25 protein-coding genes are annotated in these 21,351 nt (G+C 68.5%); 11 read left to right on the top strand and 14 right to left on the bottom strand.

From position 1 onward, the window contains the following. Window positions 1-4: 4 nt before the first annotated feature. From B4589_RS03365 to B4589_RS03375, 3 genes are all read right to left on the bottom strand, one after another. A complete protein-coding gene (locus tag B4589_RS03365; protein WP_079232948.1) occupies window positions 5-1,609 on the bottom strand; it encodes a TrkH family potassium uptake protein in 1,605 nt (534 codons plus the stop codon). A gap of 68 nt (window positions 1,610-1,677) precedes the next feature. Beyond that, the gene (trkA, locus tag B4589_RS03370) at window positions 1,678-3,012 is read right to left on the bottom strand and encodes a Trk system potassium transporter TrkA (protein WP_079232949.1); all 1,335 of its coding nucleotides are present in this window, start codon (window positions 3,010-3,012) and stop codon (window positions 1,678-1,680) included. 39 nt (window positions 3,013-3,051) lie between these two features. Beyond that, window positions 3,052-3,621 carry an SRPBCC family protein gene (locus B4589_RS03375; RefSeq protein ID WP_079232950.1) on the bottom strand — a complete coding sequence of 190 codons (570 nt, stop codon included), beginning with the start codon at window positions 3,619-3,621 and terminating at the stop codon, window positions 3,052-3,054. Window positions 3,622-3,797: 176 nt separating this feature from the next. On the opposite strand from B4589_RS03375, the gene B4589_RS03380 reads away from it, so the two are divergent. From B4589_RS03380 to B4589_RS03400, 5 genes are all read left to right on the top strand, one after another. After that, window positions 3,798-5,753 (top strand): ABC transporter ATP-binding protein, encoded by a 1,956-nt coding sequence (locus B4589_RS03380; RefSeq protein WP_079232951.1) that lies wholly within the window; start codon window positions 3,798-3,800, stop codon window positions 5,751-5,753. A 213-nt stretch (window positions 5,754-5,966) separates the two neighbouring features. Then, entirely contained in the window at window positions 5,967-6,257 is a 291-nt protein-coding gene (locus tag B4589_RS03385; RefSeq protein WP_079232952.1) for a hypothetical protein, read from the top strand. A gap of 46 nt (window positions 6,258-6,303) precedes the next feature. Continuing rightward, window positions 6,304-7,074 carry an NAD(P)/FAD-dependent oxidoreductase gene (locus B4589_RS03390; RefSeq protein ID WP_079235151.1) on the top strand — a complete coding sequence of 257 codons (771 nt, stop codon included), beginning with the start codon at window positions 6,304-6,306 and terminating at the stop codon, window positions 7,072-7,074. A 113-nt stretch (window positions 7,075-7,187) separates the two neighbouring features. Next, on the top strand, window positions 7,188-7,751 hold the full coding sequence (gene hpt, locus B4589_RS03395; protein WP_079232953.1) for a hypoxanthine/guanine phosphoribosyltransferase: 564 nt from the start codon (window positions 7,188-7,190) through the stop codon (window positions 7,749-7,751). Window positions 7,752-7,794: 43 nt separating this feature from the next. Further along, window positions 7,795-8,247: a hypothetical protein gene (locus tag B4589_RS03400; protein ID WP_079232954.1), complete on the top strand. Its 453-nt coding sequence runs from the start codon at window positions 7,795-7,797 to the stop codon at window positions 8,245-8,247. A 24-nt stretch (window positions 8,248-8,271) separates the two neighbouring features. Here B4589_RS03400 and B4589_RS03405 read toward each other — a convergent pair whose 3' ends face one another. Next, window positions 8,272-10,425 (bottom strand): S9 family peptidase, encoded by a 2,154-nt coding sequence (locus B4589_RS03405; protein WP_079232955.1) that lies wholly within the window; start codon window positions 10,423-10,425, stop codon window positions 8,272-8,274. A 57-nt stretch (window positions 10,426-10,482) separates the two neighbouring features. Continuing rightward, window positions 10,483-11,433, bottom strand: coding sequence for a DUF4349 domain-containing protein (locus B4589_RS03410; protein WP_079232956.1), 951 nt, complete (start codon window positions 11,431-11,433; stop codon window positions 10,483-10,485). Window positions 11,434-11,599: 166 nt separating this feature from the next. Here B4589_RS03410 and B4589_RS03415 point away from each other — a divergent pair, with 166 nt between their 5' ends. Further along, complete coding sequence (locus tag B4589_RS03415; protein WP_079232957.1) at window positions 11,600-12,031, top strand: hypothetical protein; 432 nt, start codon at window positions 11,600-11,602, stop codon at window positions 12,029-12,031. 84 nt (window positions 12,032-12,115) lie between these two features. Here B4589_RS03415 and B4589_RS03420 read toward each other — a convergent pair whose 3' ends face one another. From B4589_RS03420 to B4589_RS03445, 6 genes are all read right to left on the bottom strand, one after another. Beyond that, window positions 12,116-12,829, bottom strand: a complete 714-nt coding sequence (locus B4589_RS03420) for a YqjF family protein (protein WP_079232958.1) — start codon at window positions 12,827-12,829, stop codon at window positions 12,116-12,118. Between the two features lie 136 nt (window positions 12,830-12,965). Further along, window positions 12,966-13,328 (bottom strand): VOC family protein, encoded by a 363-nt coding sequence (locus tag B4589_RS03425; protein WP_079232959.1) that lies wholly within the window; start codon window positions 13,326-13,328, stop codon window positions 12,966-12,968. A 151-nt stretch (window positions 13,329-13,479) separates the two neighbouring features. Continuing rightward, complete coding sequence (locus B4589_RS03430) at window positions 13,480-14,271, bottom strand: ABC transporter permease (protein WP_079232960.1); 792 nt, start codon at window positions 14,269-14,271, stop codon at window positions 13,480-13,482. Further along, on the bottom strand, window positions 14,268-15,182 hold the full coding sequence (locus tag B4589_RS03435; RefSeq protein ID WP_079232961.1) for an ABC transporter ATP-binding protein: 915 nt from the start codon (window positions 15,180-15,182) through the stop codon (window positions 14,268-14,270). The genes B4589_RS03430 and B4589_RS03435 overlap by 4 nt, the downstream gene beginning before the upstream one ends. Window positions 15,183-15,230: 48 nt before the next feature. Next, the gene (locus B4589_RS03440; RefSeq protein WP_079232962.1) at window positions 15,231-15,476 is read right to left on the bottom strand and encodes a hypothetical protein; all 246 of its coding nucleotides are present in this window, start codon (window positions 15,474-15,476) and stop codon (window positions 15,231-15,233) included. Window positions 15,477-15,512: 36 nt separating this feature from the next. Further along, window positions 15,513-15,773: a hypothetical protein gene (locus tag B4589_RS03445; RefSeq protein WP_079232963.1), complete on the bottom strand. Its 261-nt coding sequence runs from the start codon at window positions 15,771-15,773 to the stop codon at window positions 15,513-15,515. Between the two features lie 159 nt (window positions 15,774-15,932). On the opposite strand from B4589_RS03445, the gene B4589_RS03450 reads away from it, so the two are divergent. Then, window positions 15,933-16,520, top strand: coding sequence for an NAD(P)/FAD-dependent oxidoreductase (locus B4589_RS03450; RefSeq protein WP_079232964.1), 588 nt, complete (start codon window positions 15,933-15,935; stop codon window positions 16,518-16,520). A gap of 348 nt (window positions 16,521-16,868) precedes the next feature. Here the strand turns inward: B4589_RS03450 and B4589_RS03455 are convergent, their stop codons facing one another. Then, window positions 16,869-17,210: a hypothetical protein gene (locus tag B4589_RS03455; protein ID WP_079232965.1), complete on the bottom strand. Its 342-nt coding sequence runs from the start codon at window positions 17,208-17,210 to the stop codon at window positions 16,869-16,871. Beyond that, window positions 17,207-18,073: a type II CAAX endopeptidase family protein gene (locus tag B4589_RS03460; protein WP_217920478.1), complete on the bottom strand. Its 867-nt coding sequence runs from the start codon at window positions 18,071-18,073 to the stop codon at window positions 17,207-17,209. Before B4589_RS03460 ends, B4589_RS03455 begins: the two co-directional genes overlap by 4 nt. A 105-nt stretch (window positions 18,074-18,178) precedes the next feature. Between B4589_RS03460 and B4589_RS03465 the strand changes: the two genes are divergently transcribed. The 3 genes from B4589_RS03465 to B4589_RS03475 all read left to right on the top strand — a co-directional run bounded on the left by B4589_RS03465 (window position 18,179) and on the right by B4589_RS03475 (window position 19,426). Continuing rightward, entirely contained in the window at window positions 18,179-18,520 is a 342-nt protein-coding gene (locus tag B4589_RS03465) for a helix-turn-helix domain-containing protein (RefSeq protein ID WP_079232967.1), read from the top strand. A 1-nt stretch (window position 18,521) separates the two neighbouring features. Continuing rightward, window positions 18,522-18,824 carry a hypothetical protein gene (locus B4589_RS03470; RefSeq protein WP_079232968.1) on the top strand — a complete coding sequence of 101 codons (303 nt, stop codon included), beginning with the start codon at window positions 18,522-18,524 and terminating at the stop codon, window positions 18,822-18,824. 143 nt (window positions 18,825-18,967) lie between these two features. After that, on the top strand, window positions 18,968-19,426 hold the full coding sequence (locus tag B4589_RS03475) for a hypothetical protein (RefSeq protein WP_079232969.1): 459 nt from the start codon (window positions 18,968-18,970) through the stop codon (window positions 19,424-19,426). 280 nt (window positions 19,427-19,706) lie between these two features. On the opposite strand, the gene B4589_RS03480 is transcribed toward B4589_RS03475, so the two are convergent. Next, complete coding sequence (locus B4589_RS03480) at window positions 19,707-20,498, bottom strand: SDR family oxidoreductase (RefSeq protein ID WP_079232970.1); 792 nt, start codon at window positions 20,496-20,498, stop codon at window positions 19,707-19,709. A 115-nt stretch (window positions 20,499-20,613) separates the two neighbouring features. Between B4589_RS03480 and B4589_RS03485 the strand changes: the two genes are divergently transcribed. Next, complete coding sequence (locus tag B4589_RS03485) at window positions 20,614-21,315, top strand: dolichyl-phosphate hexose transferase (RefSeq protein WP_079232971.1); 702 nt, start codon at window positions 20,614-20,616, stop codon at window positions 21,313-21,315. Window positions 21,316-21,351: the final 36 nt, after the last annotated feature.

A 21,351-nucleotide genomic window follows, 5' to 3' on the forward strand; every position in this document is an offset into this window, starting at 1 on the left:
CCCCTCAGCGCCGCCAGTACTCCGGCGTCAGACAGACCAGCAGCGGGAGGATCTCCAGCCGGCCCGCCCACATCAGCACCACCATGAACAGCTTGGAGCTGTCCGGGAACCGAAGGTAGCCGCCCATCGGGCCGAGGCGGTAGAACGCCGGGCCGACGTTGCCCAGCGTCGACGCCGTCCCCGAGATCACTTCGAGCACGGTGAAGTCGACGCCGGCGCGTGCGGCGTCGAGGAACAGGACGAACGCCCCGATGAAGAACATCGAGAGGTACAGCAGCGTGAACGACATGATCCCACGGGTCGCACGGTCGTCGAGCGCGTTCCCGCCCAGCCGGACGGGGCGGACCGCCTCGGGGTGGGCCGTGGTGAACAGTTCGCGACGGAGCACCTTCGCGACGACGATCCAGCGGATGACCTTCACGCTCCCGCCGGTCGACCCGGCCGAGCCGCCGACGAACATCGCGAACAGGAGGGCGTACTTCGCCGGCGCCCCCCACACGTCGAAGTCCATACTGGCGTACCCAGTCGTCGTCACGATGGAGACCGCCTGGAACAGCGCGTGGCGTAGCGCCGGTTCGAGGTTGCCGGTGATCGCGGCGGCAGTCTCGGACAGGTAGGCCGCGTCGAACGTCGCGCCCTCGGGCACGCCCGACGCGAACCCGCCGGTGAACAGCAGCCCCGTCAGGATCGCGGTCAGCACGGCCATAGCGCCCAGATAGCCGCGGAACTCGGTGTCTTCGAGAAGTTCGCGAGGGGAGCCGGCGACGGCCTGCCAGATCAGCGCGAAGTTGGTGCCCGCGATCACCATGAAGGGGATGATAACCCACTGGACCGCGGCGGAGAACGCCTCGATCGAGCGCGCCTGCGGCGAGAACCCGCCGGTGGGCATCGTCGTCAGCCCGTGGGCGACGGCGTTGTACGCGTTCATGTTCGGCCCGGCCATCCCCGCGAGGTCGAGCCCGTACAGCAGCAGGATCTCGACCACGGTGATCGCGAGGTAGGCTCCCCAGAGCACGCGGGCGGTCTCGGCGATCTTCGGCGTCAGCTTCTCGATCCCCGGCCCCGGCGCCTCGGCGTCCATCAGCTGTGCGCCGCCGACGGAGAGTTCGGGGAGGATCGCGACCGCGAGCACGACGATCCCCATCCCGCCGAGCCACTGGGTGAGCTGTCGCCAGAGCATCACGCCGCGGGTGTGGTCGACAACGTTGATGCTGCCCAGCACAGTCGCGCCCGTGGTGGAGAACCCAGACATCGACTCGAACAGCGCGTTCGTAGGGTTGGCAAGCGTCGAGTCGGGATGGATCGGCTCGACCAGCAGCGGGATGCCGTGGGCCTCGATCAGGTACGGGATCGTGCCCACGAGCGCGACCGCGAGCCACGTCGCCGCCACCATCAGGAACCCCTCGCGGGCGGCGATATCCGGCTCGGGGGCGAGCCGTTCGAGCCCCCAGCCGACGAGGAGCGTGACGGCGATGGTGGGCAGGAACGGGGCGAGCGTCTCGCCGTAGTACAGCGCGACGACGACCGGGAGCAGCAGCGGCACCGAGAGGTACTTCAGCACCGTCCCGACGAGGCTCAAGCTGGCGCGGTAATCGACGCGTATCGACACGGTTGTCCGAGCGAAAACGCGTTCGGCGCTTCAAGCTACTGTTTCGGTCTCGACGGGCAAAGCCGGCGCTACAGCGCCGCAGACACCTTGTCGGCGTCCTCGGTTTCGACGAACAGCACGACGTGGTCGCCGGGTTCGATCTCGGTCTCCCCGCGCGGGACGACGTACTCGCCGTCGCGGCTGATGGCGCCGATGACCACGTCAGCGGGCAGCGAGTGGATCGACTCCCGGATCGGTTCGCCCACCAGCGGGCTGTCGTCGTCGACCTCGACCTCCAGCACCTCCGCCAGCCCGTTCTCGACCAGCGCGACGTTCTCGGCGCCGCCAGCGCGGGTGAATCGGGTAATCTCCTCGGCGACGACCTCGCGGGGGTTGACGCCCACGTCGATCCCGACCGCCTCGAACAGTTCGACGTACTCCGACTGGTCGATCACGGCGATACTGCGTTCGGTGCCGACGCGTTCGGCCAGCAGCGACGCGAGGAGGTTCTTCTCGTCGGAGTCGAGCGCGGAGACGATCACCTCGGCGTCGCCGATATGCTCGCGCTCGAGGAACTCGATGTCGGTCGCGTCGGTCTCCAACACCATCGTGTCGGGGAGTTCCTCGGCCAGCCAGCGGGCTCGGTCGGGGTCCTGCTCGATCAGGCGCGCCGTGACACCCCGCTCCGAGAGCAGTCTGGCGACGTGGTAGCCGATCTCGCTGCCGCCGACGATCACCACCTCGCCGGAGAGCGCCGACTCGTGGGGGGCGACGTCGCCAGCGAACGCGCGCACGCTGCGGGGCGTGCCGATCACCACGAGGCGGTCGCCCGCGTGGATCTCGGTGGTCCCCGTCGGGATCAACAGCTCCTCGTCGCGGACGATCGCGGCGAACGTCAGCGAGTCGTACGTGTCCGCCTCCGCGACCGACTGCCCCGAGATCGGCGACTCTTCGCCCACGTCGAACTCCGCCATCTCGACGCGCCCGTCGGCGAACATGTCCGCGTCGCGGGCGGCGGGCAGGCCGACGACCCGGACGATCGACTCCGCGGCGAGCAGGTACGTACAGACCATGAAGTCGACGCCGAACGCTGCCCGCGACCGCTGCCACGTCCGGAGGTACTGGGTGTTTTTCACCCGGGCGATGGTGAACGCGTCCGACACCGCCTTCACCGTCGAGGAGACGACGATGTTGGTCTCGTCGTCGTCGGTCGAGGCGATCACCATGTCCGCCTCGGTCACGTCGGCCTCCTCCAGGGCACTGAGGCTGGTGCCGTCGCCCTCGACGGCGAGCACGTCGAGCCCGTAGTTGAGCTCCTCGACGCGATCGGGGTCCTGCTCCACTATCACGACGTCGTGGGCCTCGCTCAGGTCGGCAGCGATGCTCTCCCCGACCTGGCCGGCGCCGACGATGATCACACGCACGAGTTGGTCACTTGGCGGAAGCCACTGCCCCCCAGCGTATCACGCTTTCTCTTCGGCCGGGAACTCCGACTGCTCCGTCTCCGCTCCCGTTTCGACGGTGAGGTCGACCGACCGCGACCGGCCTTCGAGGTCCGCCGCGGCGCGCTCGACGACGGTTCGCGCCTCGGACTCGATCAGCGGTTTCACCTTCTCGACCACCCAGTCCAGCGACACCAGCGTCGGGAGGTCGACGAGCCCGCTGTGTACCGTCTCGGGGGCGTACGCCACCTCGAACCGGACTGCGGTCGCCGTCTCCGCCCACTCCGGGGCGTCCGCGGGGAGCGAGCGCTCCGCGACCAGCCAGCGACCGCTGGCGTCGAAATCGCCCAGTAGCTCCCACTCGATGCGCTCGTTCTCGACGGTCTCGGTCACTGCCGAGCGTGCGGTGTACTCGAGTTTCCACCACGAGAACTGCAGCGCGTACCGCGCACACTCGTCCGTGTCCGGGTCGAGTTCGTCGACGCGGTCGAGGTACTCGGAGTAGTTCGCGTACCCCGGGAAGTCGGCGAGGAACTCGTACACCTCCTCGGGGGGTCGGTAGACGACGGTCTCGACGGCGAGGCGCTCCATACCCGAGCCACGCGGCGGGAGCGGTTTAGCTTCGGGGATCGCGGTTCCCGTGCCGTCGCGACCGAAACGGATCGACGCCGCCACCCCGCCGTCACTGTCGATACAGGCGGTCCCCCTGCCGGTGGGGCCGGCCGGCTTCGATGGGTTCTTCCGGTGGCGCGAGGTTTCGGTTCGTAATGAGTGCGGAGGAGGGGAGCGTGTTCGACGTCTACCGGGAGCGCGTCGAACGACCGCTCTACCGTCTTTTCACGGAGTACAGCGCGGGGCGGGTGCGGTGGCTGATCGTGGGGATGGTGGGGAACATCATCGCCCGGTCGGCCAGCCTGCTGCCGCCGGTGATCCTCGGGGCAGCGCTCGACAGCGTGTTTCAGGACACCGGAGCGTACACCATCCCGTTCTTCCCGGCCGCGTGGATCCCCGAGACTGACACCGCGCAGTTCTGGTTCTCCGTGGAGCTGATCCTGGGGTCGTTCGTCGTGACCGCGGTGTTCACGACGCTGTACGGCATTGCCGCCAACAACTACGCCCACCGCGTGATGCACGCGGTCCGGACGGACAGCTTCGAGACGATGCAGCGGCTGGACATGACGTTCTTCGACGACAAGCAGACGGGAGAGGTCATGTCCGTGCTGAACAACGACGCCAACAACCTCGAGAACTTCCTCGACAACGGGCTCCAGAACTCGATCCGGCTGTCGGTGATGATCCTCGGGATCGCGCTGATCCTGTTCTCATTGAATCGACAGCTCGCGCTCGTGACGCTGGTGGTCGTCCCCGCCATCGTCGCGCTGACGGCGTGGTTCATGCGCGCGGTCGAACCGCGGTACGTCGACCGACGGGCGAGCGTCGGCAACCTCAACACGCGACTGGAGAACGCGCTGGCCGGCGTCGAACTGGTGAAGACCAGCGGCACCGAGTCCTACGAGAGCGAGCGCGTCGAGAGCGCGTCGTGGCGCTACTTCCGGGACACGATGGCCGTGCTGCGACTGAGCTACATCTACCGGCCGGGGATGGAGCTGCTGGCGGGGCTCTCCTTCGCCGTGACGTTCATCGTCGGCGGGCTCTGGGTGTTCCAGGGAGCGCCCTGGTTCTTCAGTGGGGACCTCAGCGGCGGGGATCTGGTGGTGTTCGTGCTGATGACCCAGCGCATCGTCACGCCGCTGGCACAGGTGTCGAACATCATCGACCAGTACGAGAACGCCAAGGCGTCCTCCGAGCGTATCTTCGGGCTCATGGACATCCCCTCCCAGATCACCGAGACCGACGACCCGGTCGAACTCGACGACGTCGAGGGGCGCGTCGAGTACGACGACGTGAGCTTCGGCTACGCCGACGTCGAGCAGGACGAACCCGAGGAGCTGGTGCTCGAGAACATCGAGTTCGAGGCCGACCCCGGTGAGGACGTGGCGCTGGTCGGTCCCACGGGTGCCGGGAAATCGACGCTGCTGAAGCTGCTGCTGCGGCTGTACGACCCCGTCGACGGCGCAGTACGAATCGACGGCCACGACCTGCGGGAGCTCTCGCTCGAGACGCTGCGGAGCCACGTCGGCTACGTCTCCCAGTCGACGTTCCTGTTCGACGGGACGGTCGCCGAGAACATCCGCTACGGCCGGTTCGACGCTGACCGTGAGGCGGTCGTCGAAGCCGCCGAAGCGGCGGAGGCACACGCGTTCATCGAGTCGCTTCCGGACGGGTACGACACCAGAATCGGCGAACGCGGCGTGAAGCTCTCGGGCGGGCAGCAGCAGCGGCTCTCGATCGCCCGGACGATGCTGCAGGACCCGGACATCCTCGTGCTCGACGAGGCCACTAGCGCGGTCGACACGGAGACCGAGATGCTGATCCAGCGCAGCCTCGACAGCCTGAGCGAGGACTGCACCACGTTCGAGATCGCCCATCGACTCTCGACGGTACGGGACGCCGACACGATCCTCGTGCTGGAGGACGGTCAGATCGTCGAGCGCGGCGATCACGAGGAACTGCTCGAAGCCGACGGTCTCTACGCCAAACTCTGGGGGGTACAGGCCGGCGAGATCGACGACCTGCCGGAGGAGTTCGTCCAGCGCGCTCGCGAACGCGCTGCCGAGCGAACGGACATGCTCGAAACGGACGACGATGACGACGACGACTGATCAGCCCGGCAACGGTCGGCCGGGCTGGGCGACTGATCTCGCCGTTCCCGTTCTTCAAGTACGATCGGGCGAGCACCCGCCCCGTGATCTGACTGAAGCCCCGGAGCGGGGAGCGGGTGTGTGGTGTGTCGCTCCGGGGAGGGAAGCACCGCCTGTTCGCCACCGCGGAGGAGAGTAGGAACCCTTTCCTCCGCGACCGAGAAACGTCGGGTAGTGGAAACGACGACCAAGTGGCTGGTAGCCGCCGTCGCGGTGGGGGTGTTCCTGTCGAGCGTGTTCGTCCTCGGGAACGCGCTGTTGGGCGGTGTCGCGGCGGCGACGGTGGTGTGGGCGGCCATCACCCACGACCGCGACGGCAACCTCTCCGCGTTCCCGGTGCTGGTGGCGGGGGCAGTGGTCTGTATGGGCATCCTGAGCGATGGCTACCTCATCTACGCGCTGGTCGGCGCGAACGTCGTGCTCTGGATCGGGCGCAACGGGCTCCCCGAACTCCGAAGTTCCTAACCCCCCGTGGGGTGTCCGGGGAAGCATGTCCGAATCCACCGACACGATGAGCGACGAGGAGCCACAGCACCGCGACGTCCTGATCGTCGGCGGCGGGATCGCCGGCCTGACCGCCGCGCTGTTCACCGCCCGAGCAGGCCTCGATACGCTGGTGTACGACGGCGGCGAGTCGATCCTCCGTCGGAACGCCCACCTGGAGAACTTCCCGGGGTTCCCCGCGGGCGTCAACCCCCGACTGTTCGCGGATATGCTCCACGCACAGGCGACCAGAAACGGCGCCGATCTGGTGGCCGGCCGGATCACGGAGCTCCGGCACGCAGAGGACGGCAGGTTCGTTGCGACCGCCGAGGACGGCGACGAGATCAGCGCCGACAGGGTGATCGCCGCCTCGTGGTCGAACACCGACTACCTCGATCCGGTCGAGCCCGAGATCCGCTCGGCGGGCAGCAAGCAGTTCCTCGACGACGACCCGGACGGCCACACGAGCGTCGACGGACTGTACGCCGCGGGTCGACTCGCAGAACGCTACCACCAGGCGGTCGTCGCGGCGGGCGACGGCGCCCGAACGGCGATCACGCTGATCCACGACTCCGAGACGCCGTTCTACCACGACTGGGTCGCGCCGGAGGGGTACTTCACCGACCGTGACCGGGAGGTGCCGCCGGGCTGTGAGGAGATCGACGAGACCGAGCGCGCGGCCCGACGGGCGGAGTCCCGCGCGGCGATGCGGGAGTACTTCGACGGCGAGCACGAGCAGCGCCAGCGCACTCACCCCAGCCTCGTCGACGACGGGAAGGGTCGGCTCGAGGGGAAATAACCGGATTACGGTAAGCGATCCGGCGCTGGCTCTCCCTGGCGAGTCCCGTGCAACCCACCCCCACCCCCGGCGCAGACCGCCACGTTTTACCCGCCACCTGCGGAACGGGCGACATGGATCAACTCCGCCGGTCGCTTCTGGAAGCGCCGATCATCGAGAAAGGCGAGTACCAGTACTTCGTCCATCCCGTCAGCGACGGGGTTCCGACGCTGGAGCCGGGGCTGCTCCGCGAGATCGTCATCAAGATCTGCCGGAAGGTCGAGCTCGAGGACGTCGACAAGATCGTCACCCCCGCCGCGATGGGGATCCACATCTCTACCGCGCTCTCGCTGATGACCGACGTGCCGATCGTGGTGATCCGCAAGCGTCAGTACGGGCTGGAGGGCGAGGTGTCGCTCTCCCAGCAGACCGGCTACTCGGAGTCCGAGATGTACATCAACGACGTGCAGGCCGGCGACTCGGTGCTGGTGATCGACGACGTGCTCTCGACCGGCGGCACGCTCTCGGCCATCTGCGAGGCGCTCGACGGAATCGGCGCCGACGTGACGGACGTGATGGCGGTGATCAAGAAGGCCGGGGAGAACGAACTCGACGGCCGGGTCGACTACAAGACGCTGATCAACGTCCGCGTCGAGGACGGCGAGGTCGTGATCGTCGACGAGAACGGCGACGGGTAAGCCGATAAACACGTTTTAGGGAGTGCTCGCCCAGCCGTCGAGTGTGTCCAGGGCCCCGTGGCTCCCGGGCTGGTTTGATCGCTGGCTGACCGTCGAACAGCCGGTGACGTACTGGTCGTTCTGGGCGGCGCTCCTGCGGCTGGTACCGCTGCTCGCGGTTCTCTTCGTCGCCGTCTCCGCCGTCACGAGCAGCGAGTTCGCGCTTCGCTCGTTCGCGCCGCTGCCGTTCGTGTTCGTGACCGCGACGCTCGGCTACGCCGTGCGGGCGTTCGACGGCGTGGGTGCCCTGGTCTCCGTGCTCTCGGCCGTGGTGTACGGCTTCCTCCTCTGGCTCGATGGGGTCGGGACGACGCTGCTGCGACAGCCGACGACGATGCTCTCCGTGCTCGCAGTGCTGGCGTTCGTCGCGCTGCTCGCAGGGTTCGGCTCGCCGACACTCCACGGCCAGCATAGCGACGACGAGCTCTCGGCGGCCCGCCGGCGACGGAACGAGTGAGTCACACCTGCTCGGGGTGTGGCGCTACTCCTCGTCCGCATCGCGGCCGTGGGGGTCGTCAGCGTTCGGATCGCTCGTTTCGGGGTCGTGCCGGCGGTACCACGCGGTGACCTCCTCCAGCCGGTGGATCGCGCGGTCCGGGTCGCCGATGTTGTGGTGTTCGTCCTCGTAGACGACCAGCCGACAGTCCGCGCCGGCCTGCTGGGCGGCGACGTACAGCTGTTCGGACTGTGAGGGCGGGCAGCGCCAGTCCTGCCCGCCGGCGGCCACGAGCAGCGGCGTCTCCACGTTCCCGACGTCGGTGATCGCCGAGGAGGCGTCGATATCCTCGGGGTTCTCCCACGGGAACCCGTACTCGTTCTCCATCCAGACGTGCGAGTCGTCGGTGCCGTACGCCGAGCGCAGGTCGTAGATGCCGTGTTCGGGCGCCGCGGCGGTGAACAGGTCGGGGTACTGCGTGACCAGGAACCCCTGGGCGATCCCGCCGTAGGAGAAGCCGTAGCCGAACACCCGATCGGGGTCGGTCCAGCCGCGGTCGACCAGGTTGTCGATCCCGGCGGCGATGTCGCTGGCCTCGACGGTCCCCCACTGACCGTGGAGCGTCTCGCAGAACTGCCGGCCGAACGAGGAGCCGCCGCGGTAGTTCGGGCGGAAGACGAGGTAGCCACGCGAGGTGAGCACCGCGTGGGCGAAGCTGAACACGGGCTCGTCGTAGGACACCGGCCCGCCGTGGATCGCACACACCGTCGGCGCCGGGTCGGACTCGCCGGGCTCGTACTCCGGCGGGTGGTAGAGAACTCCAGAAATCTCCCAGCCGTCGTTTTCGAACGTCACGCGCCGAACCTCGGGCATCTCGTACTCGGCGGTGAGGTCGGCGTTCACCGCGGCCAGCCGGGTGAGGGAGTCGGGCTCCTCGTCGGCACCGAGATCGTCGACGGGCACCGCGTAGGGGTCGTGCCCCTCGCTGGGGTGGGAGAGCCCCAGCGCCGCCGTGTCGCCGCCGATCGAGAGGCCGGCGACGGCGCGGTCGTCGCCCTGGGCCTCGAACGTGCGCTCCCAGTCGGCCCCAGTCGCATCGCACCGCAGGACCCGGGTCCTCGCCTCGTCGCCGACGAGCGTGTAGAACGTCCCGTCGTCGACCCACTCGAAACTCGAACCGCGCGCGAGCGTGCGGTCGAGGTCGCCCGTGACCGAGACGTGTTTCTCGCCGTCCCACACGCGCGCTTCGGTCGGGATACACCAGTTCTCGGCGTCACCCGCCGCGAACGCGATGCGGTCACCACTGGGAGACCACGTCGGGGCGTTGCAGTTCAGGTCGCCGTCGGTGATCCGTTTCGCGTCGCCGCCGTCGGGCGACACGGTGAACACGTCCGTGGCGAGGGTGCTGTCGGGGTCGTCGCCGCGGTAGGAGACGAACGCGATCTCGCCGGACTCCCCCCAGTCGGGCTGGAGCCCGCTCAGCCCCTCGAACGCGCCGCGGCCGTAGGCGTCCTCGAGCTTCCGGGCCGAATCGGCGTCCGCGGCGTCGTCGCCCAGCACCGCGTCCTCGCCGACGACGAACAGGTAGCTGGTGACCGTATCGAGGTAGCCCACGCCGTCGAGTTTGTGCTGGACGCGCTCGGTCTCGACTGGCCCGCCGTCACGCCGCTCGTCGAGGTACGCCGACTCGGCGTCGGTCGGGTCGCGGGCAGTGACGCCGATCCGTTCGCCGTCGGGCGCCCAGTCGAACTCGCGGACGCCCTCCGCGAAGTCGGTGATCTGCCGGGCGTCGCCGCCCAGTGCGAGGTCGAACGCCCAGACCTGTGACTTCGGCTCCTCGTCGCCGTTGCCGCCGCCGGGACCGTTCGACTCCGCATCTTCCTCATCGTCCTCCTCTTCTTCCTCGTTCTCTTCTTCCTCGCGACCGACCCGGAGGTCGCTGTCCTCGTCGCGGGCCGCGAGGAACGCCAGTCGGCCGCCGTCGGGCGACCACGTCGGAGAACTGGCGCCGGAGACACGGGTCAGACGGTGGGGATCACGGCTGCCGTCGGTGGGGACGACGAACAGCGACGACACCGACTCGTCGGCGTCGGGGTCGCTCTCGGCAGTGGTGAACGCGGCTCGGGTACCGTCGGGGGAGACGGCGATCTCGCCGACCTGCGTGAGGTCGTAGTACGCCTCGAGTGGGAGTTCGCTCATAGCGCGCGACGATTCCCGGCAGCGCGAAAAGCGTTCGGCAAGCGGAAGCGCCGGCGCCTACTCTTCGCTATCGTTCGGTGGCTCGTCGCCGCCTTCCGCGCCCTCACCGGCCAGTGGCTCCCCACCACCGCCGCGTATCGAGCCACGACCGACGACGTAGCGCTTGAACACCAGTCCGAGCCCGAACAGCGGGACGCCGAACGCGATCAGGTACGGCAGCGCGTACGCGATCCCGACCACCGCGGCCCGGAGCGCGACGAGCGCGCCGTCGACCGACTCCAGGAACGCGGCGATCACGCCGGTGTCGTACCAGTTCTCGGTGTCGACCGGGTCGTCGGGACGCTCCTCCCGGAGTTCGACGGTCACCGTCGCGTAGGCGACGCGGTTCTCCAGCGTCTCAAGGCGTGCCTCGGTCGACTCGATCTCGCCCTGCACGTCGGAGAGTTCGCGCTGGACCGCCAGCACGTCCTCGGTGTCGTTGGCCTGTTCGTACAGTTCGCGCAGGCGATCACGCTCCGCGCGGAGGTTCGCCAGCCGCGCCTCGAGGTCGGCGTGCTGGCCCGTCACGTCCTGGACGTTCTCCTCCTCGCGGAGCACCGTCCCCTCCTCGCGGACGTCTTCGAGGAACGCCGAGTAGTTCTCCGCGGGGACCCGGTAGGTGAACCGCCCGTCGCGGTAGGTCGCGTCGTCCCACTCGCTGGTCGATACCTGTGAGTTCCCGACGTAGCCGCCGTGGGCCTCGACTGCGGCCGAGAGGTTCGACCGGCTCGGGGCGAACTCGTCGACGCGGACCGCCAGTTCGGCGGTGTAGATCCGCATCCGGTCACTCGCGCCCGATCCGCCGTCGTCGGCCTCCGCGGGCGTCCCGGTCGCCTGTTCGTACTCGGCTCCGTCGCCGCCCAGTGCCGCCTGTGTCGCGCCGTTCCCGGCGTTCCCACCGCCCGTACAGCCGGCGAGTACGAGCAGGAGGGCGACGCCGACGGCGACGAGCGGTCGGTTACCTCGCATATCTACCGCTGTGCACGGCGTTCGCTAAAGTATTGGCTAATCACAAAGAGCCGTTTGACCCATGTCAATCGGTGGGTTCGTGGCTGGATCCCGGTATCGGCCCCGGCGCGACAGGCCGGCGAAAGGCCCAGTTCCATTACCCCTCCGGTCGAACAGCTGTCCACCGATGGTCCCAGACCCCGTTCTCTCAGCCGGGTTCCTCGTCTGCGGTGCGTTCACCGTCGTTCTGGGGATCGTTCACTTCGCCATGCCGTGGTTGCTGGACTTCGACGGCGCGATACCGACCGATGGGGAGCTGTTACGTCCGCTCGATCTGTTCGTCGTCACGTACCAGACGAAGCGGTCGGATATCCGTGGTATCGCGCAGATCATGAACCACGCCGTCAGCTACACCCTCGTCTCGATCGGGATCGTCGATCTACTCGCGTCGCGCTGGCTCTCGGCGTGGTTCGCGCCGTTCCTGCTCGCGTGGATCGCCGGGTGGTGGTTCCTCCGCGCGGCGACACAGCGCCACATGGGGTCGCGGCCGGGCGATCGGCTGGTCGCGGCGGGGTTCACGCTCGTCGGCCTGTTCCACCTCGCTGTCGCCGTGAGTTAGTGAAACCGCTCGCCGGCGTTCCCGTCGGGGATCGGATACTGATCTCCGCCGGAACCAGTCGTCGCGGTTGTCGGCGACTGCCTCTCAGCGGTCGTCCTGCGTCCCCTCCCGCAGGCGTCTGCTCCGGGACGCGACGACGTCCAGCCCCGGGCTGTAGTAGTACACCGGCTCGGCGTCCGGGCGGGCGAAACCGTCGGCCCGCAACAGCGTGTCGGTGGTCACGGTCGCATCAGCCGGGTACAGCGTCCACGGGTCGTGATCGACGTCAGTGTAGCGGACGGAGCCGTCGGGCGCTTCGGTGTAGAAGCGATAGCGCTCGACGAGGAACGCCGCCAGGGGGTCAGTCGACGCGTCGAACGGTTCGCCGGTCGGCCAGTAGGTGGCCTCGTAGCGGCCGGGGCGGGCACCGGGATGGCGGCGCCGGCTCTCGAACTGAACGCGGCCGTCGCGCATCTCGATCGAGATCCGGGCGTAGTAGTACGGCAGGTGGTGGAACAGACGGGCGCCGGTGACGCTGGCGAGCCCCTGGGCGTCCAAACTGAAGAAGTAGACGCTCGGAACGCCGTCACGAGTGACGTACGTCCGGACGTTGATCTCCGGGAGCCCCACGCCGAGCGGTCGTGGGACCCCTTTCGGCCGGACGGCGACGTTCGTGAACGGGATCACCGAGAGCCACGCGCTCCCGTCGTGACAGTCCGGACTGAGCGACTCGGGGAGATGGGCGTCCATCAGCTCCGGATCGACCGGCCAGCTCTCGAACAGCAGGTGACGCCAGCCCATCTCCAGCGGAACGACCATGCGGTGGCGTTTGGCTCACCGACAAAAGGTCCCTCCGGTACGCTCGGCAAGCCCACCGGAAGTCACTCGTCGGGCGAGCGGGAGCGCTCGCGCCGGGCGTGGCCGGGACCGCCGACGCATCCGGAGAGTCGACCGATCAGCGGAACGTCTGGAACTCCGCGGTCCGGCCGTCGGGGTCGCTCGCGAAGAACTGGTAGATGTCGTACTGCTCGTTCTCGTGGGGCTCCTCGTCGGCGGCGTCGCCAACGCGCTCGTGCATCGCGTCGACGGCCGCGGCGTCGTCGTACACGAACGTCAGGATCCCCTCCGTCTCGGTCTCCTCGCCGTCACAGAAGCCGAAGCGGAACCCATCGAACGCGAGGATCGTACAGCCCGGCTGTTCGAGCCACGTCTCGGCGCCGACGGTGTCGCGGTACCAATCGACGACCGTCTCGCGGTTCTCGGTCCGGAAGAAGACGATGCCGCCGGTCCCGTCGGGTCGGTCGTCGGCGTCGACCATACCTCGGCTGCTCGCCGGCAAGGGATAAACCCGTGCGGAGTCGCCCGACCTATTCCGCCCGTCCCTCGGCGACGACGGTCAGTCGGCGCGCGGGTTTCGGCGTCGGCGACGACGGTCAGTCGGCGCGGGGATTACGGCGTGGCGACGACAGTCAGTCGCCACGCGGCACCGCGTACGCGCCGGCGAGGAAGAACACCGTCGCCAGCACGGTGAGAACGCCCAGGTTCGCCAGCGCGAGCGTCGTCGGATCCGTCGCGCCGACGACGGGGATCGAGACGCGCTCGTACGTCAGGTAGCGCACGCCGCGGGCGAAGTACGTCAGCGGCGAGAGGTTCGTGATCGGCCGGAACCACGCCGGTAGCAGGTCCGGGGTGACGAACGTCTCCGAGAGGAAGAGGAGTGGGAGCGCAACGGAGTTGCTGGCGGCGACGACGCCGTCCTGGGAGTCCGCGAGTCGCCCGAGGACCGCCCCCAGGCCACAGAACAGCGCCACGCCCAGCGCGACGAACGGGATCAGCAGCAGCAGGTGCGGGCCGACGGCGATATCGGCGCCGACCAGCGCGACCACGAGCCCGAAGATCAGCAGCGACGCCGCGCCGATCACGAGCACGTTCACCAGCGTGTGCGCGAGCAGCCACTCCCAGCGTCGTAGTGGCGTGGTCGCGAGCTTCTCGAAGCGGCTCCCCTCGCGGTGGCGCGCGAACTCGCTGCCGACCCGCGAGAGCGGCGTGAACAGCACGACGACCGCGAGGTAGCCGGGCAGGTAGTACCCCGGCGGCTCCGCGAACAGTCCGCCGCCGGTGGGCTGAGTGCCCACGAGCACGCCGAAGATGAGCACGATGATCACCGGGAAGAAGAACGTGAAGAACACTGCCGTCCGCCGGCGCAGGAACGCCTTCGCCCCCGCACGGACCTCGCTCCCGATACGGCCACGGCGGCTCATCGCTCCACCTCCGTCGCGTCGGCGCCGCGGAACCGACGGCCCGTGAGTTCCAGGTACACGTCCTCCAAAGTGGGCTGGGTCCAGGTGAACGACTCGTAGTCGATCCCCGCGGCCGCGAGCGCGTCGACGGCAGCGTCGATGTCGGCGGCGTCGACGTCGTGGAGGGTGAGCCGGCCGGCCGAGGCCTCGACCCGGAACCCGCTGTCAGCGAGCAGAGCGGCGCTGGCCTCGGTCCGGACGACCAGCCGCGACTCGCCGCCGTGCTCCGCGACCAGCGCGGCGGGTGTCCCCTCGGCCACCACGTCGCCGTCGGCCAGCATCGCCACCTCGTCGGCGAGCCGTTCGACCTCGTCCATCGAGTGGCTGGTGAGCACGACCGTCGTTCCCGCGGCTGCGAGCTCCTCGATCAGCGTCCAGAGGTCCCGACGACCGGCGGGGTCGATCCCCGTGGTCGGCTCGTCGAGGAACAGCACGTCCGGGTCGTTGACGAGCGTGATGCCCACGCAGGCGCGGCGCTGCTGGCCGCCGGAGAGCTCCTCGTACCACGTCTCCGCGGAGCTCTCGAGGCCGACCTCCGCGATCACCGAGTCGACGTCGCGGGCCTCGTCGTAGAGGTCGGCGTAGTAGCCCAGCAGCTCCCGGACGGTCAGGCGCTCGGGCGGCGAGAACGACTGCGGGAGCAGGCCGATCCGTGATCGGTCGACGGCTTCCGGCGAGCCGCCGAGCAGCGTGACGTCGCCGTCGTACCCGGTCGTCCCGGTGAGACAGCGCACGAGCGAGGTCTTCCCCGCGCCGTTGGGGCCGATGAGCCCGAACACCGTCCCGGTGGGCACCGACAGCGAGACGCCGTCGACGGCGACGAGGTCGCCGTACCGCTTGGTAACGTCGTCAGCGACGACTGCCGCGTCCATGGTCGAACTGGACGGCGGCAGCGGGTAAAGCGTTCGTTCCGTCCCCGTTCAGTCGACGAGTGCGAGCACCGCGTACCCGAGGATCAGGGCGCCCACACAGAAGGCGACCGTGAGGAGGCTGTCGAACGGGAGTCCGAAACCGTGGTGTGCCAGCACGGTTTGGACGGCGATACTCGCCACGCCGCCGCCGAGGACGAAGACGGGGGTCAGCAGTTTGGCCCGACGGGGGTGGTTCCAGTCCTCCCAGTTCGAACTCAGCAGTCGGTCCCGTAGCTTCCGTACTAGGCCGGTCATGGTTCGATCACGTGGGAGGGTAGGGTAACGGCTCTCTCAGGGGGCAGGGATCCGGTCGGCCGCCGTCTCCAGCGTCTCGCGCAGCCACGACTCCCCGAGGACCAGCGTCTCGTTCCGCCAGCGCTGCAGCAGGATAGCTGCCGAGAGGCCGCCACGACCCCACGCGTAGGCGCCGACGACGACGGCCGCCGAAACGTTGCCGAACCCGATCGCCGAGAGTAGCTCTACCCCGCCGACCCATGCCGGCACGAGCGTGAAGACCGAGGCGACGAGCAGTAGTTCGCCGGTCGCACCCACCTGTAAGCGTCCCGCTCCAGCATTCACCGGGCCTGAGGGATCATTACCCAATAAATATTTGTTGTGACTATCACGCGTGACAACGTCGGTACAATCGTGCCGGGAGTGAATCTGCCACCGAGGAAAGAGTTACGAGTCGAGCGACCGAAAGTGGGAGCCGTGACCGACGTAATCGTTATCGGCGGTGGTCCCGCCGGCCTGAGCGCCGCACTGTTCGCCGAGAAGAACGGCCTCGAAACCACGGTGTTCGACACCGACGAGACGTGGCTACACAAGGCCCACCTGTTCAACTACCCCGGGATCGGCTCGCAGGACGGTACGGTGTTCCTCGAGACCCTGCGCCGACAGGTCGACACGTTCGGCGTCGAGCGCAAGCAGGGCGAGGAGGTGACCGACGTGGACGAGAGCGGCGACGGGTTCGCCGTCACCACCGAGGACGGCGAGTACGAGGCGCCCTACGTCGTGCTCGCGACCGGCGCGAACCGCGACCTCGCGGAGTCGCTGGGCTGTGAGCGCACCGACGAGGGCGTCGTCGACGCCGACGTGACGATGGAGACCAGCGTCGAGGACGCCTACGCGACGGGTGCGATGATCCGCGCCGAGGAGTGGCAGGCGGTCATCTCCGCGGGCGACGGCGCCGCCGCCGCGCTCAACATCCTCTCGAAGGAGAAAGGCGACCACTACCACGACTTCGACGTGCCCGCCGACGCAGACGAGGCGTTCGGCGAGATGGTCGACGAGGCGTAGCGCCGACGCAGTCGTCCCCCGTCGCCAGCGGGATCGCGACACGGAACGCCGCCCCCTCGCCCGCGTCCGGTCGCTGTGGAGTACGGCGTTCGAGACGGGGTTCCGGAACACCGTCGAGAGCAGTGCGTTCGCCGCGACGGTCGATGCCCTGTCGGGGGATCGAGTCCGACGGTCGCGTCGGGGGTGAGCTCCCGAGGCATACTTTTCCCGAACGAGCCCCACACGCCAGATATGGGTGACGACGCGTGCTACCGGGACTACTGCCCGGCGTGTGATCTGCAGGTGACGGTCGTCGACGAGGAGTGTCCGGAATGCGGGACGGCGCTCCCCGAGGAGTGAGAGCCGAACTCAGAGGTTGATCGCGAGCAGCCACGCCTGGCCGAGCGCGAACGCCACGAGCACGAGGTGGGCCAGCAGCTCGAACAGGCGTGGGTTCAGCCCGTTCCCCGCGTCGAGAACGAGCCGTGTGACTCGCAGCGCGACGTACGTGGCGACCGTGACCGCCGGGATGGCGTTCAGTCCGAGCAGGCGCGGCCCGCGCGTGAGCGAGACGCTGCCGTCGAGGCCGACGTGCCAGCCGACGATCATCCGCTCGGGGAGCGCGGGCGCGACGACGACGCCCGCGCCGAGGGTCGCGATCGCCAGCGCCAGCGAGGTGAGTTCCGGGACGGCGCGGCGGAGGGAGATCACGACTCGCTCACCCCCGGCGCGCCGACGGTGGAACGGCGTTCCGGTCCATCACCCGTCCACGACGGCGTCTGTGCTGCCGCCGCCGAGAGCGTCCCTGGCCCGTACCGGACCGTCAGTCCCAGCGCCAGCAGGCCGAACGCGCCGACCAGCAGCACGGTGAACGGCACCGGGAGCGCCGACGGGCCACCGACGACCTGCACCGGGACGCTCACGCTGGCGTTGACGGTCCCGTGCAGCAGGATCGCCGCGGGGACACAGCCTCGCGAGCCGTTGTACAGCCACGTGAACACGACCGAAGCGACGACGACGAACGCCGCGTAGCCCGCGGGCGCCATCTGATACACGCCGAAAGCGAACAGCGGCGCGTGCCAGAGCGCCCAGACGGCCCCGACGACGACGCTGGCGGTCAGCGCGCTGTAACGGGTCTGCAGGTGCGGCAGCGCGAACCCACGCCAGCCGAACTCCTCCTGCCCACCGCCGAGCAGCGTGGCGAACACCACGTTGATCGCGAACGTCAGGAGTGCGGGGACGAGCGTGCCGTCTTCGAAGCCGACCATCACGACCGAAACGACGGCGAGCGCGAGGCCGACGCCGATGGGGATCGCCAGCGCGGCGACGTACCACCGCGCGGGGCGGCGCCAGTCGAGCGTCGACGCCAGCCACGCCCGCACGGACTCGCCTCGGAGGTGGGTGACGACCGCCGCTGCCGCCAGCGGGCCGAACGCGCCGGGGATAGCCGCGATCCGGGCCATCGGCCCGTCGACGCTGGACAGAACCGGTATCCAGACACTCCACGAGAGCGCCAGGGTCAGTACGAAGTACGCTGCGACCGGGTGTCGATCGACCACGTTCGAGGGGACCATCCGTACCGACGGTTGGGAGGGAACCACCATAGCGGGGGAGCCACGACTTCACGCGCTGAAGCGTCCGGTAGCTCTTTAGGTACTTTTGCCGACAAGCCCCCCACAGTGAGTGAGGACGAGATCGAGGCCGTCGCGGGGCTGCTCGAGGACGAGACAGCCCGGCGTATCCTCACTCGGACGAGTCGAGAACCCATGTCTGCAAGCGAACTCGAACGGCGGTGTGACGCGTCGGGACCGACGATCTACCGGCGGCTCGAACGGCTCCGGGAGCACGACCTGATCGAGGAACGGACCCGCCCCGATCTCGACGGCGGCCACCACACGCAGGTGTACGAACCGAACCTCCGGCGCGTGACCGTCGAACTCGTCGACGGCGAACTCCGGCTGGAGATCGACCGCCGGGAGGAGATGGCCGACCGGTTCACGCGGCTGATCGAGGGGATCTGAGATGCTCGAACCACTCCAGGTCGACGGGACGACCACCGCGCTGCTGCAGGGCTACGAGATGGTCGGCGCGGCGCTGGGACTGTTCATCGCCTACCTCGCCTACCGCGGCTACCGACGCAACGACAGCCGGCCGATGCTGTATCTGGCGATCGGGTTCGGGATCATCCTCGGGCTGCCGATCCCCGTGGTCGCGATCTCGCTGCTGTTCCCGTCGATCCCCGGCCCGGCCGTGCAGGCGATCATCCAGACCGTCGAGATCGGGGGGCTCTGCTGCATCATCTACGCGCTCCGGATGGAGCCGTGACACGCCACCGACAGTCGTCGCGCTCTCACTAACGGGGTCGATGGTCACGAAGGCCGCTGGTCCAGTCGCGACGATTCGGCACCGAGGTCGTTCCAGCTCTGTCGGCCCACAGCTCATTTGTCCCCCCTCCGTCACCAGTGACTATGCACCGACGACGGCTCGCCGTCGGACTGACGACGCTCGCTGGCGTGGCCGCCGTCGCCGTCGGCGTCTGGCTCCCGTGGATCGTCATCAATCCGGAGTATCCGGCACGCTTCCCCCGACTCTACGTCTCCGGGATGGGGTACCGAATCGAGGGATTCGACTGGTGGATCCTCGGTCTCGTGGCGTTAGGCGTCGGGATCGGTGTCGCTTTCTCTGGGCGTCGTGATCGTGTCGCCAGCGTGGCGAGGGGCGTGACCGGTCTCGTCGTCGTCCTGTTGACGCTGCTCTGGGCCGGCGACCGGGGTGGACTCGACTGTCTGTACGTCCCTGTTGTGGATTTGGCATTCGGAGCTTCCTGTCGGTATGCCCACGGCCCCGGGGTCTTCGTGACGGCGTTCGGCGGTGTCCTGCTGATACTCGCGGGCGGCTACCAGTTCGTGACAGCCACGGGTGAGTAGCTCCCCAGGCCGACGACGCCCCGCCGGAACCGAAGCGCGGCGTCGAGTTTCCGTGTCGATCCATCGGAGGGGTTTTGTGTCGATAGCCGAGTTGTACAGACGGACGGCACGGCCAGCAGCCCCTTTCGCCCCGCGTGCTCTGCACGTCGGGGTAGGCTGACTGCCCTAAACCGTCCGCTCAACACTCTGAGCGGCAGCTATCCTGACAGGGCCCTCCCCGACTACTCGTCGACCGTGACCGATAGGTGAAAACTCAGCTCCGCTCGCAGGCAGCGTCTCGCTAGAGATTGCTCGCGCCCGCGCCGCCCTCGATGGGCAGCGCGACGCCGTTGATGTAGGAGGATTTCGGCGAGGAGAGGAACGCCACGGCGTCGCCGAGCTCCATCGGGTCGCCGATGCGCTCCAGCGGGATGCCCTCGCCCCAGTCGGCCAGCCCCTCCTCGTAGTCCGCGTAGTCACCGCGGTCGACGGCCTGCTCCACCAGCTCCTCGATCCGGGAGGTCTCGTGGGGGCCGGGCAGCACCGCGTTCGAGCGCACCTCCGGGCCGAGCTCCTGGGAGAGCGTCTTCTCGAGGCCGATCACGGCCATCCGGACGGAGTTCGAGAGCACCAGCGAGTCGATCGCCTCCTTCACCGAGCGGGAGGTGATGAACGTCATCGTCCCGTGGTCGGACTCCTTCAGGTGGGGCGCCGCCTCGCGGACGGTGCGGACCGCGCTCATCACCAGCAGGTCGAACGCCTCGTACCAGTCCTCGTCGTCGGTGTCCATGAACGCGCCGCTGGGCGGGCCGCCGGCGCTCGTCACCAGCGTGTCGAGGCCGCCGAACTCCTCGACGGTGCGCTCGACGAGCTGTTCGATGTCCTCCTTCTCGGTCAGGTCGCCCTGGACGCCGATCACCTCGCCGTCGCCGGCGGCGTCGACCTCCGCGACGGCTTCGGCGAGTTGCTCCTCGTCGCGGCCGTTGATCACCACGTTCGCGCCCTCGCGGGCCAGCGCCGTCGCCGACGCCTTCCCGAGGCCGCTGCTCGATGCCGTCACCAGCGCGCTCGTGTCGTCGAGTTCGAGATCCATACGGGAGTCTGTGCCCGGGGAGAACTTAAACCCGACTCGCTCCGGAGACGCCTGGGGGGTTCTCCGATCGAAGTTTTTCGGCAAGCCTAAAACGTCCCGTCACCTCCGAGGAGTCATGAGCGACTACACGCTCGCGGACGTGAGCGTCGTGATGGGGAGCTACAACGAGGAAGAGGCGATCGGGCCGGTGCTCGATGAGATCGACGAGGCCACCGACGGGGAGGCGGAAGTGGTGGTCGTCGACGGCTCCAGCGACGGCACCGCCGACATCGCGCGGGACCACGGCGCGACCGTGATCGAGCAGGAGCCCCAGGGGTACGGGTACGCGGTGTGTAAGGCGCTGGTGTCGGCGACCAACCCCATGCGGATCACCACCGACTGTGACGGGACGTACCCGATGGAGCGCATCCCGGATTTCCTCGAACTGGTGAACGAGGGGTACGACGTGGTCAGCGGCGACCGCCTCTACCACGGCGCGGAGACGATGCCGACGATGAACCGCTTCGGCAACTACGCCTTCGCGGGGCTGTCGAGCGTGCTCTCGGGGGAGTATCTTCACGACGTGACGACGGGGATGCGCGCCTACCGCGAGGACGTGATCGAGGAGATCACCTGGACCGAGAACACCGGCCTGTCGGCGGAGCTGCTGATCCGGCCGACGATGCGGGGGTACGAGATCCGCGAGGAGCCGATCGCCTACGACGAGCGGCTGGGCGAGACGAAGCTGGACCCGTTCTCGGGCGGCGCGGAGATCGCAGGGTCGATCCTCCGGGTGTGCGCCCAGGAGCGCAAGCGGCAGTTGTCGAGTCTGTTCTAGGGGGTTTCGGGGTTCTCGTTCGTTTCTTCGTTGGTC

It is taken from the genome of Halolamina sp. CBA1230 (genome assembly GCF_002025255.2).
GTDB lineage: Archaea > Halobacteriota > Halobacteria > Halobacteriales > Haloferacaceae > Halolamina.

Excerpts from the sequence above, each read along its gene's own strand:
- B4589_RS03375 (WP_079232950.1), bottom strand. The coding sequence starts at position 3,621 with ATGGAGCGCCTCGCCGTCGAGACCGTCGTCTACCGACCCCCCGAGGAG.
- B4589_RS03380 (WP_079232951.1), top strand. The coding sequence starts at position 3,798 with ATGAGTGCGGAGGAGGGGAGCGTGTTCGACGTCTACCGGGAGCGCGTC.
- B4589_RS03390 (WP_079235151.1), top strand. The coding sequence starts at position 6,304 with ATGAGCGACGAGGAGCCACAGCACCGCGACGTCCTGATCGTCGGCGGC.
- hpt (WP_079232953.1), top strand. The coding sequence starts at position 7,188 with ATGGATCAACTCCGCCGGTCGCTTCTGGAAGCGCCGATCATCGAGAAA.
- B4589_RS03405 (WP_079232955.1), bottom strand. The coding sequence starts at position 10,425 with ATGAGCGAACTCCCACTCGAGGCGTACTACGACCTCACGCAGGTCGGC.
- B4589_RS03410 (WP_079232956.1), bottom strand. The coding sequence starts at position 11,433 with ATGCGAGGTAACCGACCGCTCGTCGCCGTCGGCGTCGCCCTCCTGCTC.
- B4589_RS03415 (WP_079232957.1), top strand. The coding sequence starts at position 11,600 with ATGGTCCCAGACCCCGTTCTCTCAGCCGGGTTCCTCGTCTGCGGTGCG.
- B4589_RS03420 (WP_079232958.1), bottom strand. The coding sequence starts at position 12,829 with ATGGTCGTTCCGCTGGAGATGGGCTGGCGTCACCTGCTGTTCGAGAGC.
- B4589_RS03425 (WP_079232959.1), bottom strand. The coding sequence starts at position 13,328 with ATGGTCGACGCCGACGACCGACCCGACGGGACCGGCGGCATCGTCTTC.
- B4589_RS03430 (WP_079232960.1), bottom strand. The coding sequence starts at position 14,271 with ATGAGCCGCCGTGGCCGTATCGGGAGCGAGGTCCGTGCGGGGGCGAAG.
- B4589_RS03435 (WP_079232961.1), bottom strand. The coding sequence starts at position 15,182 with ATGGACGCGGCAGTCGTCGCTGACGACGTTACCAAGCGGTACGGCGAC.
- B4589_RS03440 (WP_079232962.1), bottom strand. The coding sequence starts at position 15,476 with ATGACCGGCCTAGTACGGAAGCTACGGGACCGACTGCTGAGTTCGAAC.
- B4589_RS03460 (WP_217920478.1), bottom strand. The coding sequence starts at position 18,073 with ATGGTCCCCTCGAACGTGGTCGATCGACACCCGGTCGCAGCGTACTTC.
- B4589_RS03470 (WP_079232968.1), top strand. The coding sequence starts at position 18,522 with ATGCTCGAACCACTCCAGGTCGACGGGACGACCACCGCGCTGCTGCAG.
- B4589_RS03475 (WP_079232969.1), top strand. The coding sequence starts at position 18,968 with ATGCACCGACGACGGCTCGCCGTCGGACTGACGACGCTCGCTGGCGTG.
- B4589_RS03480 (WP_079232970.1), bottom strand. The coding sequence starts at position 20,498 with ATGGATCTCGAACTCGACGACACGAGCGCGCTGGTGACGGCATCGAGC.
- B4589_RS03485 (WP_079232971.1), top strand. The coding sequence starts at position 20,614 with ATGAGCGACTACACGCTCGCGGACGTGAGCGTCGTGATGGGGAGCTAC.